The organism is Bosea vestrisii, from assembly GCF_030144325.1.
Lineage (GTDB): Bacteria > Pseudomonadota > Alphaproteobacteria > Rhizobiales > Beijerinckiaceae > Allobosea > Allobosea vestrisii_A.
The window spans coordinates 1,891,026-1,904,938 of sequence record NZ_CP126307.1; the positions used below are offsets into that span (position 1 = coordinate 1,891,026).

Consider the following 13,913-nt stretch of genomic DNA (forward strand, 5'->3'; position numbering starts at 1 on the left):
CGCAATAAAAATAATGTGCCATTGTGACAGTGGCGCTGCCAGGGAGATCAGAGGTGCCCCAGCCAACCGACTTCCGCCGCGAACTCGACGGCAAAGTCGCCGTCGTCACCGGCGGCAGCCAGGGCCTGGGCGAAGCGATCGCCCGGGAATTTGCGGCACGCGGCGCTGCAGGCCTCATTCTCACCGGCCGCAACCGCGAACGCGGCGAAGCCGTCGCCACCAGCCTTACCACGGCCCGCTGCAAAGCGATTTTCCATACCGCGGACCTCGCCGATCTCGATGCCGTCCGCAAGATCGTCCCTGCCGCCGAGCAAGCTTGCGGCCGGCTCGACATCCTGGTCAATGCCGCTGGAGACACCGATCGCGGCACGATCTTCGACACCAGCCCCGAGCTCTACGCCCACATCATGGCGGTCAACCTGACCGCGCCCTTCTTCCTGATCCAGGATGCGGCCAACCTGATGCGGCGCGAGAAGATCGCAGGCAGCATCGTCAACATCCAGTCGATGTCGGCCCATGGCGGCCAGCCCTTCCTCGCCGCCTACAGCGTCTCGAAAGGCGCGCTGGCGACGCTGACCCGCAATGCCGCCTACGGCCTCCTCGCCGATCGCATCCGCGTCAACGGCCTCAATATCGGCTGGATGTCGACGCCGGGCGAGGACGCGATCATGCGCCTGCGCCATGGCGCGCAGGATGGCTGGCTGGAGCAGGCGCAAGCCGGAAGGCCATTCGGCCGCCTGATCGATCCGCGCGAGGTCGCCAAGGCCGTCGCCTATCTGGCGTCATCCGAATCGGGGTTGATGACCGGCGCGAATGTCGATTTCGACCAGACCATTCTCGGCGCGCACGACTGAAGCGCCGGAACACTCTCGAACCGCAGGACCACGGACGTGATGAGATTTGGATTGCTGGGCGCCGGCCGTATCGGGCGCATTCACGGGCTCAATGTCGCGGCGCGCTCCGATGCGCAGCTGGTCGCGCTTTCCGATGCCTCGGCGGACGCCGCCGCCTCGCTCGCCCAGGCCTCCGGCGCAAAGGTCGCGACCACCGAGGCGATCCTCGCCGATTCAGGCATCGACGCTGTGGTGATCTGCACCCCGACCGACACCCATGCCGACCTGATCGAGGCCGCGATCTCCGCCGGCAAGGCCGTGTTCTGCGAGAAGCCGGTCGATCTCGACGCCGGCCGCATCCGCCGCTGCCTCGAGGTGGTCGCGAAATCCGGTAAGCCGCTGATGATCGGCTTCAATCGCCGCTTCGACCCGAATTTCGCCGCGCTGGAAGGGCGCCTGCGTTCCGGCGAGGCCGGCGCGATCGAGATCGTCAGCGTGATCTCGCGCGATCCCGGCCCGCCGCCGGTCGAATACGTCAAGCGCTCGGGCGGGCTCTTCCGCGACATGATGATCCATGATTTCGACATGGCGCGCTTCCTCCTCGCCGAGGAGCCTGTCGAGGTCTTCGCGCTCGGCTCGGCGCTGGTCGATCCGGCGATCGGCCACGCCGGCGACGTCGACACCGCAGCGGTGCTGATGCGCACCGCGAGCGGCCGCATCGCCCAGATCTCGAACTCCCGCCGCGCCACCTACGGTTACGACCAGCGCATCGAGGTGCATGGCTCCAAGGGCATGCTGCGCGCCGGCAACATCCACGAGACCACAGTCGAGATCGCGACCGGCGCCGGCTTCCGCGCCGATCCGGTGCAGAACTTCTTCCTGGAGCGCTATGCCGCCGCCTATCGCGCCGAGCTCGACGCCTTCATCACGGCCTGCCGCGACAGGCGCGCGCCCTCGCCTTCCGGGCTCGACGGCTTGAAGGCGCAGATCCTGGCCGAGGCCGCGACTGAATCGCGCCGCACCGGCAAGCCGGTCTCCGTCTCGCTCGAGGCGCTGTGATGACACCTGCAGAGCTGGACCTGCGCCAGTACGCCGTGCTCGGCCTCGTCGAGGAGGCCAGCCGCTTGGCGCTCGGCTATTTCAGCCGCAAGGACAGCCTCGGCGTCAGCATGAAGGGCGCGCAGGACTGGCTCACCGTCGCTGACGGCGCCGTCGAGGCCTTCCTGCGCGAACGTCTCGCCGTGCTCCTCCCCGCTGATGCCGTCATCGGCGAAGAGGGCGGCGGCGAAGCGGCGGATGCGGTCTGGATCATCGACCCGATCGACGGCACCTCGAACTTCGCCCGCGGCGATCGCACCTGGTGCATCTCGATCGGCCTCCTGCTGAACGGCGTGCCCGAGATCGGTATCATCGCCGCGCCTGCACTGGGCGAGGTCTATTTCGGCCGCCGCGGCCGCGGCGCGACCATGAACGGCGAGCCGATCAAAGTCTCCGGCACGGCCGACATCCGCCGCGCCTATCTCGAATTCGGCTGGTCGACGCGTATTCCGAACGAGGATTACCTCGCCATGGTCGGCCGGGGTTTCGCCGCCGGCGCGTCCGTGAAGCGCTCGGGCTCCGGCGCGCTCGGCCTCTGCCACGTCGCGAACGGTCGCACCGAGGCCTATGCCGAACTGCACATCAACGCCTGGGATGTCGCCGCCGGTCTGGTGATCGCGTCCGAGGCCGGCGCCCGGATCAACGACTTCTTCAGCGGCGATGCCATCGCGGCCGGAAACCCCGTCCTGTGCTGCACGCCGGAGCTGCAAGATGAGTTGGAGCGCATCACTGGCATAGTAAGCCGGCGCAAGGATCGTTGATCTTTTCGAGCAAACGGTCACTATCGACCCAAGAAGAACAAGTCAGAACCAGACATCGGGAGGAAAACATGCTGTCATTCAACCGGCTTCGCGCCGGACTGTTCGCGGTCGCGGCCACCGGGGCTGCTTTCGCCACTGCCCCGGCCCAGGCCCAGGGCTCGCTCGTCATGTATTGCGGCGTGCAGGAGGAATGGTGCCGCGCCATGAGCGGCGCCTTCGAGAAGGAAACCGGCATCAAGGTCGCGATGACCCGCAAGTCGGCCGGCGAAATCTACGCCCAGCTCAAGGCGGAATCGTCGAACCCGCGCGGCGACATCTGGTGGGGTGGCACCGGCGACCCGCATCTGCAGGCGGCCGAGGAAGGCCTGACGCAGGAATATGAATCGCCGGCCAACAAGGACATGCACGACTGGGCTCTGGCGCAATGGAACGCCGCCAAGAAGCGCTCGATGGGCATTTATGCCGGTGCGCTCGGCTTCGGCTACAACACCCAGCAGATCAAGGCCAAGGGCCTGAACGAACCGAAATGCTGGGCGGACCTGCTCGATCCCAAGCTGAAGGACGACGTCCAGGTCGCCGACCCGAATTCGTCGGGCACCGCCTACAACCTGCTCGCCACGGTCGTGCAGCTGATGGGTGAGGACAAGGGCTTCGATTATCTGCGCGCGCTGCACAAGAACATCAGCCAGTACACCAAGTCGGGCGCCGCCCCGGCCAAGGCGGCGAGCCTCGGCGAGACTGCCGTCGGCATCGTCTTCATCCATGACGCCGTCGTCTTCGCGGTGCAGGGCGACCCGATCAAGGCCGTCGCCCCTTGCGAGGGTACCGGCTACGAGATCGGCTCGATGTCGATCGTCAAGGGCGCCCGCAATCTCGACAACGCCAAGAAGTTCTACGACTGGGCCCTGACCCCGGCGGCGCAGGCGTTGGCGGCGCCGGCCAAGTCCTATCAGGTGCCGTCGAACAAGAATGCGCCGGTGCCGGCCCAGGCGCCGAAGATGTCCGAGATGAAGCTGATCAACTACGACTTCGTCAAATACGGCTCCTCGGCCGAGCGCGTCCGCCTGCTGACGAAGTGGGACAAGGAGATCAAGGCGCTGCCCAAGTGAGCGCAGACTGATCGCGGACATCTGAGACGAGAGGCAAGAGACGATGCGTCCCGCGACGAGGCTTGTGCTGCTGGCCGGCTGGCTCGGCTATGCGCTCATCCCCTGGTATCTGCCCGAGGGGATGAGCCTCGCCGGTTACCCGTTCGGCAAGAGCGGCACGGCGCTCGCTCTCGCGCTCTCGGGAGCAGCACCCTGGCTCCTGCCGATAGGCATCGCCCTCGTCCTGGCGAGCCTGCTCAGCGCCCGGCAGGAGAACGCGGTGACCGGCAAGCTCCTGGCCTGGATCGGCCTCGCGGGCCTCGTATTCTTCTTCGCCCAGGGTTTCGCCATCACCCTGAAAGACCAGGGCATGCCGGCGCTGGCCGCCCTGCTGGGTGGCGCCGGCGCCGCTCAGCCTGGCATGGGCTTTGGCGCGCTGGTGGCGCTGGTCTCGCTTCTGCTGCTGCTCTGCCACGGCTTGGCCTATCGCGGCGTCTGCCGTGGCGACCTCTTCACGACGTCCTCGATCGGCATCGTCGTCATGCTGATCGCGCTGTTCATCTTCCTGCCGGTCTCGACGATCCTGCGCAGCGCGCTGGTCGATTCCAGCGGCGCCCTCGTTCTCAGCGAATTCATCGAGCGCTTCTTGAGCCCCCTCGATCTGGGGGGCTGGGCTGCCTCTCCGCCAACACCAATTGCGGCGTCGCCTGGAACACGCTGATCCTGGCGGTGCTGACCGGCGTCATCACCACTCTGCTCGGCCTCGCCTGCGCACTCCTCATCCTGCGCACCGGCATGCCGGGCAAGCGCGCCATGCGCTTGCTCACCGTTTTGCCGATCATCACGCCGCCCTTCGTCATCGGCCTGGCGCTGATCCTGCTCTTCGGCCGGTCCGGCCTGTTCTCGAATATGATGTTCGAGTGGTTCGGGGTGCCGCGCTCGCGCTGGATTTACGGCCTGCCCGGCGTGCTGCTCGCCCAGGTCCTCGCCTTCGCGCCGATCGCCTTTCTCGTGTTGATCGGTGTCGTGCAGGGCATCGCACCGAGCCTGGAAGAAGCCTCGCAGACGCTCGGCGCCAAGCGCTGGACCACCTTCCGCACCGTGACCTGGCCGCTGCTGCGCCCCGGCATTGCCAACGCCTTCCTGCTCGGCTTCGTCGAGAGCATGGCCGATTTCGGCAATCCGCTGGTGCTCGGTGGTAATTTCGAGGTGCTTTCGACCAAGATCTTCTTCGCCGTGGTCGGCGCCGCGCACAACCAGGGCCAGGCGGCGGTGCTCGCCGTCGTGCTGCTGGGATTTACGCTGGCCGCGTTCTGGGCACAACGGAACTGGCTCGGCAGCAAGTCCTATACGACCGTCACCGGCAAGGGCGATTCCGGCCTGCCGACACCACTGCCGCGTCGGATCACCTGGATATCCGCGCTGGTGATCGTACCCTGGGTGGCGCTGACCGCGGTGATCTACGTCGTCATCCTGATGGGCGGCTTCGTGAAGACGATGGGGCGCGACTACACCCCGACGCTGCAGCATTACATCACCGGCTTCTCGATCGATTTCAGCCGCGGGCTTTATTTCGACGGCTCGGCCTGGCCATCCTTCTTCACCACGCTGAAGCTCGCGGCGATCTCGGCGCCGCTGACGGCGATCATCGGCCTGCTCACCGCCTACCTGCTGACGCGCCAGCGCTTCGCCGGGCGCGGCATGCTCGAATTTGCGACCATGCTGAGCTTCGCCATTCCCGGCACCGTGCTCGGCGTCGCCTATATCCTCGCCTTCAACGTCCCGCCGGTCGAGATCACCGGCACCGGGTTGATCCTGATCATCGCCTTCGTCTTCCGCAACATGCCGGTCGGCGTCCGCTCCGGCATCGCCGGCCTGTCGCAGATCGACAGGAGTCTCGACGAGGCCTCGGCGACGCTCTCGGCCCGCAGCTTCACCACGCTCTGGCGGGTGGTGCTGCCGCTGCTGCGCCCGGCCCTCGTCGCCGCGCTGGTCTACAGTTTCGTGCGCAGCATGACGACGGTCAGCGCCGTGATCTTCCTGGTCTCGGCGGAGTACAACCTCGCCACCGCCTATATCGTCGGCCGGGTCGAGGCCGGCGAGTTCGGTCTCGCCATCGCCTATTCCTCGGTGCTGATCGTGGTGATGGCGATCGGCATCAGCCTGATCCAGCTCGGCGTCGGCGAGCGCAAGCTCGGCCGGCGCGGCACGCCCGCCCTCGCCTCCTCCGCCGCCGAGCCGATCAAACAAGGATAAGCGCTTCCAATGTCCAAGGCCGGCCCCGCCTCCGTCGAGTTCCGCAATGTCAGCATGCGCTATGGTGCGGTGACGGCGGTCGACAATGTCAGCTTCACGGTCGAGGCCGGCAAGCTGGTGACGCTGCTCGGTCCCTCCGGCTGCGGCAAGACCACAACGCTGCGGATGATCGCCGGGCTCGAGATCGCCAGCGAAGGCGAGATCCTGATCGGCGGCAAGGATGTGACCCGGCTTTCCGCCGCTGATCGCGACGTCAGCATGGTCTTCCAGTCCTATGCGCTCTTTCCGCATATGAACGTGCTCGACAACGCCGCCTATGGCCCGACCGTGAAGGGCCTGCCCAAGGCCAAGGCGCGGGAGATGGCGCTGGAGAAGCTGGCGCTCGTCGGCCTCAAGGGTTTCGAGAAGCGCTATCCCTCCGAGTTGTCGGGCGGTCAGCAGCAGCGCGTCGCGGTCGCCCGCGCGCTCGTGCTCGAGCCGCAGGTCCTACTCTTCGACGAGCCGCTCTCCAATCTCGACGCCAAATTGCGCCGGCGCGTGCGCGAGGAGATCCGCGAGCTGCAGCAGACGCTCAACCTCACCGTCGCCTATGTCACCCACGATCAGGAGGAGGCGCTCGCCGTCTCGGACCGCATCATCGTGATGTCGAATTCCCGCATTGCCCAAGAGGGCACGCCGCGCCAGCTCTATGAGGAGCCGGCCGACGCCTTCGTCGCCGACTTCATCGGCGATGCCAACATGGTCGACGTCACCGTGGAATCGGTCGCGGATGGACGAGCAGCGGTCGCGATCGGCCCGGCGAACGTCTCGCTGCTGGCGCGCGGCCTGCAGCCCGGGGCGGCCAAGGCGGCGATCAGGCCGCAGAGCCTCCTGGTCTCGCGCCATGAGAGCCAGGGTGCTCTGCCCGGCAATGTCCGCAAATGCGCCTATCTCGGCAACCATCTCGACCTGATGATCGAGACCGCTGTCGGCGAGCTCTTCGTCATCAGCCACGACGTCGACGACATGCTGGCGCCGGGCACGCCGGTCTGGCTCTCCTTTGCGAGCTCGGGCGTGATCCTGGTGCCCTGAGCGGCGGGCCTCGCCCCCGCTAAAGCCCGCTGATTTGACTCGGAACCCCGCCGCCATCCTGGACAAGCGGCGAAGCCGCGCAGCTCCGGGATCCATCATAAGGGTCCGGAGCTCTACGATGGATCCCGGACCGAGCTTCGCTCGCCCAGGATGACGATGGTGGTTCCATGGGACATCAGCACGCTCTAGCAAGATAAAAATCCCCCTTAAATAACGCCAGTCCGACCCGGCGATGCCTCTGCGGCAGCCTGTTCGCAGGCGCTTCCGCATGATGTGACGGCTCTGCCGGGTGTCGCGGCCCGTTGCGCGGTCATGCGCATTATTCGGCCTGCGTGCGCCTTCACTCGCGACACAAACCGTCTTGACTCATTACCGCTCCAGAGTATTGTTCCCTTTATTGGAACTAGAGTTCCATTTTATGGAACTTTCTTGGAAGCGACCGGATGTCCATCCTGACGGCAGCCGCAGACGTACTTCGTTGCTTCTCCAGCACGCGTCACGACGTGACCGTGACCGACCTCGTGACCCTGCTCGGCATGCCCAAAAGCAACGCCTCGCGCCTGCTGCGGGCGATGCGCGACGAGGGGCTTCTGGAGACGGTCGGCGACAGCAAGCGCTATCGCCCGTCCCTGCTGCTCGCCCAGGTCGGCCAGCTCTACCGTTTCGCGGCATCGCTGATCGACCGCGCCGACGCCGTGGTCGGGCGCGTTTCCGACCAGATCGGCCATACCGGCTACATCAGCGTGCGTCGTGGCACCGAGATCATCGGCGTCACCGCCCATCCTGGCCGGCACGCGCTTCGGGTCGTCACCTCGATTGGCGACCGCATTCCCGCCTTCGCCTCGAGTACCGGCCGAGCCCTGCTCGCAAGGCTGTCCGACGACGAGGTTCGTGCGCTCTACCCGGACGGGTTCGCCGCCCCGTCCGAAACCGCACCGCGCGATATTGACGAATTGCTGGCGCGGCTGGCCGACACCCGCCGCGCCGGCTTCGCCGAATCCCATGACGAGGCGGTGCGCGGCGTGCGCGCCATCTCGGTCGGCCTCGGCGATCCCGCGACGGGCGACGAGGTCGCGCTCTGCATCTCCTTCCCGGCCGCGACGGTCGAGCCGGGCGAGCGTCTTGCCATCATCGAATCCCTGGCCGAAGGCGCCGCCGAGATCGCCGCGCTGACCCGCGACAAACGCTTTTTCCCCTTGAACATCTCACCCGCGGAGACTGCTCCATGAGCAATCGTTGGCGTATCGGCTTCGACATCGGCGGCACCTTCACCGACTTCATCCTCTATGACGGGCAGGAACGTTCGGTCCTCCTGCACAAGCGCCTGACCACGCCGTACGACCCCTCCGAGGCGGCGCTGATCGGCCTCGGCGAACTCGTCGAGATGGCCGGGATCACGCTCGCTGATGTCGGCGACATCGTTCACGGCACGACGCTCGTCACCAACGCCGTGATCGAGCGCAAGGGCTCCAGGCTCGGCCTGATCACCACCAGGGGCTTCCGCGATATCCTCGAAATGGGGACCGAGCAGCGCTACGACATCTACGACCTGTTCCTGACCTTCCCCGATCCGCTGGTTTCGCGCGAACACCGCCTCGAAGTGCCCGAGCGCATCGACCGCGACGGCAAGGTCGTGACCGCGCTCGATGCCGAGGCCGTTCGCAAAGCCGCCCGCGAGCTCGCCGCCGCCGGCTGCGAGGCGATCGCGATCTGCTTCCTCAACAGCTACCGCAACCCGGCGCATGAACAGGAGGCCGGCCGCATCGTCCGCGAGGCCTGCCCCGAGCTGACCATCTCCCTGTCGAGCGAGGTCGTCGCCGAGATCTGGGAGTACCAGCGCTTCGTCACCACCGCCGCCAACGCCTATGTCCAGCCGCTGATGCGGCGCTATCTGGAGCGGCTGGAGCGCGAGCTCGCCGCCCGCTCCTTCACCGGCGCACTCCGGCTGATGCACTCGGCCGGTGGCCTGGTCTCGCCCGAGACGGCGCGCACCTTCCCGATCCGCCTGCTCGAAAGCGGCCCCGCGGGCGGCGGCCTCGCCACAGCCCTGTTCGGCGAGCTCGCCGGCCACAAGGACGTGATCTCCTTCGACATGGGCGGCACCACCGCCAAGGCCTGCATGATCGAGGACGGCCGCGCCGAGATCGCGCCGATGCTGGAAGCCGGCCGCGTCAACCGCTTCGCCAAGGGTTCCGGCCTGCCGATCAAGGCGCCGGTGATCGACATGATCGAGATCGGCGCCGGCGGCGGCTCGATCGCGGCGATCGACGAGGTCGGCCTGCTCAAGGTCGGCCCGCATTCGGCCGGCTCTGATCCCGGCCCGGCCTGTTACGGCATGGGCGGCGTGAAGCCGACCGTCACCGACGCTAATCTCGTGCTCGGCTATTACGATCCCGGCTTCTTCCTCGGCGGGCGCATGGCGCTCGATCTGGAAGCGGCGCGCAACGCCGTCGCCACGGTGGCCGAGCCGCTCGGCCTCTCCATTGAGGAAGCGGCCTGGGGCATCCACAAGGTCGTAGTCGAAAGCATGGGCGCCGCCGCCCGCGTCCATCTCGTCGAGAAGGGCAAGGACCCCCGCCACTACGCCATGGTCGGCTTTGGCGGCGCCGGCCCGGCGCATGCCGTCGATGTCGCCCGCGTGCTCGGCGTCAAGCAGGTCATCATCCCGCCGGCCTCCGGCGCTGCCTCGGCACTCGGCTTCCTCGCCGCGCCGCTCTCCTTCGACCAGGTGCGCTCGCTGCCGGTCGAATTCTCCGAAGGCTTCGATGCCACCGCAGTCAACCGCGTGCTGACCGAGCTGGAAGAAGAGGGCCGCAAGCACCTGATCGAAGCCGGGGTGAAGCCCGCCGACGTCACGGTCGAGCGCTCGGCCGATATGCGCCTCGTCGGCCAGATGCACGACATTTCCGTGCCGCTGCCCTCCGGCGCGATCGACGCGTCGAGCCTGGAAGCGATCCGCGCCGCCTTCAGCAAGGCCTATTCGGCTCGCTACACCTCGGTCTACGAGGGCGCACGGCTGGAGGCGATCAACTTCCGTGTCCGCTGCGCCGGCCCGGTGCCGACGCTGTCGCTCTCCGGCGCGGCCGGCGGCGGCGACGCCATGGCCAAGCTCAAGGGCAGCCGCCAGGCCTGGTTCGAGGGCGGCTGGAGCGAGGCCGAGGTCTATGACCGCTACGCCCTGCGCTCGGGCGACATCATCAGCGGCCCGGCCATCATCGAGGAGCGCGAGGCGACCACGATCGTCCCGCCGGGCGACAGCGTCGCGATCGACGATGTCCTGAACCTGATCATCCATGTCGGCCAGGCCAACGCGGTCGAGACCACGATCACCGCCGACATGCCGCTCGCCGAGGCTGCGCGGCGCATCGAGGCCGATCCGATCTCGCTGGAGATCATGTGGAGCCGGATGATCAACGTCGTCGAGGAGATGTGGCTGACCGTCTGCCGCACCGCCTTCTCGCTGGTGATCTCCGAGGCGCAGGACTTCGCCTGCGAACTGCTCGATCCGGAAGGCGAGACGCTGGCGCACTCGCCCCGCGCCATGCCGGTCTTCAATCTGACGCTGCCGCGCGCGGTGAAGGCGCTGCTGGAACGCTATCCGGCCGAGACGCTGAAGCCCGGCGACGTCCTGATCACCAACGATCCCTGGCTCTGCGCCGGCCATCTCTTCGACATCGCCATCGTCACTCCGGTCTTCCTCGGCAACCGCGTCGTCGGCCTGATGGGCACGGTCGGCCACGTCTCCGATATCGGCGGCACCAAGGACTCACTGCGGGCCCGCGAGATCTACGAAGAAGGCTTCCAGATCCCGCCGATGAAGCTCTACGAAGCCGGCAGGATCAACGAGACGCTGGTCCGCCTGCTCGCCGAGAACGTGCGCAACTCCGAACAGGTGCTCGGCGACCTCCACTCCTTCGTCGCGGCCAACGCGATCGGCGCCGAACGGCTGGCGTCCTTCCTGACCGACTACGGCATGCAGGACCTCAGGGCGCTTGCCCATGTCGTGCAGAGCCGCTCCGAGAAGGCGATGCGCGAAGCCATCCGCGCACTGCCGGACGGCACCTATCACGGCACCGTCTCGAACAACCCGCTCGGCACGCCGATGACCTATCCGCTGGCGCTGACGGTCAAGGGCGACACGATCCATCTCGATTTCGCCGGTGCGCCGCCGCAGCTGCCGCAGGGCGGACTGAACTGCACGCTCAACTATACGATGGCGCACGCGACCTACCCGCTGAAATGCATGCTGACGCCGTCGGTGCGCGGCAATGCCGGCTGCTATCGCGCCTTCTCGATCGATGCGCCCAAGAGCTCGATCCTGAACTGCGACAAGCCGCTGGCGGTCAACCTGCGCACCCGCACCGGCTGGTACCTCGCGCCCAACATCTTCCGCGCCTTGTCGCAGGCGGCGCCTCGCCAGGTTCAGGCTTTCACCGGCCTCCCCGTCGCCGCGAGCGTCTATGGCCGCGACCAGGCCGGCGACACCTATTCCGACATGCTCTTCGTCGGCGGCGGCCAGGGCGGATCGGCCCATGGCGATGGCAAGTCCGGCCTGCTCTACCCGACCTCGGCGGCCAACACCTCGATCGAGACCTTCGAATCGCGTGTGCCGGTGCTGGTGGTCGAGAAGACCTACCTCACCGACTCCGGCGGCGCCGGCCGGTGGCGCGGCGGCCTCGGCCAGCGTGTGCGCCTGCGCAAGCTCTCTGATGACGGCTTGCCGACGCTGGTCTCGCTCTATCCGGAAGGGGTCAACAACCCGATCCCAGGCCTCTTCGAGGGCAAGGCCGGCGGCGGCGCCTCGGGCCGCGTCATCGACGAGCAGGGCCATGTCCTCAAGGACGTCGGCACCGGCGACCTCGTCCAGGTCAAGCAGCCGCATGAGATCGTCGAGCTCGTGCTCGCTGGCGGCGCCGGCTACGGCCCGGCCACCGAGCGCTCCCGCGAGGCGATCGCCCGCGACATCGCGCTTGGCCTCGTCTCGCCGGAGGCGGCCAGGCGCGACTACGGCATGCATGCCGCCCATGCTTCCCAGGATGTCGGCGAAGCCAAGACCGGCATCCTTGTTGCCTAACGATTGAGAACGACACGCCCAAAGGGGCCAATAATGGGGACGCAAGGCATGACGACGCAAAATGACGGAGTGCCTCGGCGGCACCCCAGCCTGTTCGAGCCGGCGACGCTGGCGCTGATCGCGATCCTCTGCGTCTTCGGCGCGATCATCGGGATGCAGTTGCTGGTGTCGCTCGGCATCACCGCCAACACCTCGCTGATCGGGGCGCTTGCCGCCATGGCGCTGGCGCGTGTGCCGCTCGCCATGTTCTCGCGCTACCGCTCGATCCATGTCCAGAACCTGGCCCAGAGCGCGATCTCCTCGGCCACCTTCGGCGCGGCGAACAGCCTCTTGCTGCCGGTCGGCATCCCCTGGCTGCTCGGCCGTCCGGACCTGGTGCTGCCGATGCTGGCCGGCGCCTTCTTCGCCATGCTGCTCGATGGCTACCTGCTCTACCGAATGTTCGATTCCCGTGTCTTCCCGGCGACCGGCGCCTGGCCTCCGGGCGTCGCCGCCGCCGAAGCGATCAAGGCCGGCGACGAGGGCGGCCGCAAGGCGGTGCTGATGGGCGTCGGCTTCGTCACCGCCATCCTCGTAGGCTTCGTCAAGGTGCCGCTGGCCTGGATCGGCTTCGCCGGCTCGGCCGCCGTCTCCGGCATTCCGATGTCCGCCTTCGGCGTCGCCTTCATCGGCAATATCTGGGCGCTGGCCATGTTCGGCATCGGCCTGTTGCTGCGTGGCTATTCCGGCCAGATCTTCGGCGGCCCGCTCTTCGAGACCGTCATCCCCAAGGGCGACCTGATGGCCGCCTATATCCCGCACGGCTTCATGATCGGCGCCGGCCTCGTCGCACTGCTCCAGGTCGGCCTCCTACTCTTCCGCCGCGACGAAGCCCAGAAGCAGGCCGAGGCCGCCTCCGGCACCTCCGACGCCGAGGTGAAGCGCGCACTCGGGCTCGGCACGATCGGTTATCTCGTCATCGCCATCTTCATCGCGCTCGTGGGCGGGCTGATGACCGACATGTCGATCGGCATGCTGATCCTGTTCGTGCTCTACGCCGCCTTCGCCGCCTATGTGCATGAACTGATCGTCGGCCTGGCCGCGATGCATTCAGGCTGGTTCCCGGCCTTCGCGGTGGCGCTGATCACCCTGATCATCGGCATGCTGATCGGCTTCCCGATGCCGGCGCTGGCGCTGCTCGTCGGCTTCTCGGCCGCGACCGGTCCGGCCTTCGCCGACATGGGCTACGACCTCAAGGCCGGCTACCTCCTGCGTGGCAATGGCGCCGATCCCGCCTTCGAGCGCGAAGGCCGCCGCCAGCAGCTCTTCGCCGCGATGTTCGCTTTCGTCATCGCCGGCGCGGTCGTGCTGGTCTCCTACCAGTCCTATTTCGACCAGAACCTCGTCGCCCCCGTCGACAAGGTCTATGCCGCGACGATCAAGGCCGGCGTCGCGCCCGGTGTCGCCTGGCAGCTCTTCCTCTGGGCGATCCCCGGCGCGATCCTGCAATTTGTCGGTGGGCCGAAGCGGCAGATCGGCGTGCTCTTCGCCACCGGCCTTTTGATCAACTTCCCGATGGCGGGCTGGGCGGTGCTGGCCGGCATCCTCTGCCGCCTCGTCTGGGAGAAGCTGCGCGGCTCGTCCGGCGAAGGCGACATGGAGGTCTTCGCCGCGGGCGTCATCGCCGGCGACGCGATCTTCTCCTTCTTCGACTCCGTCTCGAAGAATTTTTTCAAGCGCTGAGGACGACAGG

General features: G+C 67.2%; 8 protein-coding genes and 1 pseudogene. All 9 read left to right on the forward strand.

The window, feature by feature from the left end:
* Window positions 1–53 precede the first annotated feature (53 nt).
* The 9 genes and pseudogenes from QO058_RS09485 (at window position 54) to QO058_RS09530 (ending at window position 13,903) form a co-directional block, all read left to right on the forward strand.
* A complete protein-coding gene (locus tag QO058_RS09485) occupies window positions 54–854 on the forward strand; it encodes an SDR family oxidoreductase (protein ID WP_284171777.1) in 801 nt (266 codons plus the stop codon).
* Window positions 855–890: 36 nt separating this feature from the next.
* The gene (iolG, locus tag QO058_RS09490; RefSeq protein ID WP_284171778.1) at window positions 891–1,892 is read left to right on the forward strand and encodes an inositol 2-dehydrogenase; all 1,002 of its coding nucleotides are present in this window, start codon (window positions 891–893) and stop codon (window positions 1,890–1,892) included.
* Window positions 1,892–2,692, forward strand: coding sequence for an inositol monophosphatase family protein (locus QO058_RS09495; RefSeq protein ID WP_284171779.1), 801 nt, complete (start codon window positions 1,892–1,894; stop codon window positions 2,690–2,692). The genes iolG and QO058_RS09495 overlap by 1 nt, the downstream gene beginning before the upstream one ends.
* 68 nt (window positions 2,693–2,760) lie before the next feature.
* Window positions 2,761–3,801 carry an ABC transporter substrate-binding protein gene (locus tag QO058_RS09500; RefSeq protein WP_432212030.1) on the forward strand — a complete coding sequence of 347 codons (1,041 nt, stop codon included), beginning with the start codon at window positions 2,761–2,763 and terminating at the stop codon, window positions 3,799–3,801.
* Between the two features lie 43 nt (window positions 3,802–3,844).
* A pseudogene (locus tag QO058_RS09510) lies at window positions 3,845–6,036 on the forward strand (ABC transporter permease).
* Window positions 6,037–6,045: 9 nt separating this feature from the next.
* Window positions 6,046–7,107, forward strand: a complete 1,062-nt coding sequence (locus tag QO058_RS09515) for an ABC transporter ATP-binding protein (RefSeq protein ID WP_284171782.1) — start codon at window positions 6,046–6,048, stop codon at window positions 7,105–7,107.
* Window positions 7,108–7,550: 443 nt separating this feature from the next.
* Complete coding sequence (locus tag QO058_RS09520; protein ID WP_284171783.1) at window positions 7,551–8,336, forward strand: IclR family transcriptional regulator; 786 nt, start codon at window positions 7,551–7,553, stop codon at window positions 8,334–8,336.
* On the forward strand, window positions 8,333–12,181 hold the full coding sequence (locus QO058_RS09525; protein ID WP_284171784.1) for a hydantoinase B/oxoprolinase family protein: 3,849 nt from the start codon (window positions 8,333–8,335) through the stop codon (window positions 12,179–12,181). The genes QO058_RS09520 and QO058_RS09525 overlap by 4 nt, the downstream gene beginning before the upstream one ends.
* Window positions 12,182–12,229: 48 nt before the next feature.
* Entirely contained in the window at window positions 12,230–13,903 is a 1,674-nt protein-coding gene (locus tag QO058_RS09530; RefSeq protein ID WP_284171785.1) for an OPT/YSL family transporter, read from the forward strand.
* Window positions 13,904–13,913 lie beyond the last annotated feature (10 nt).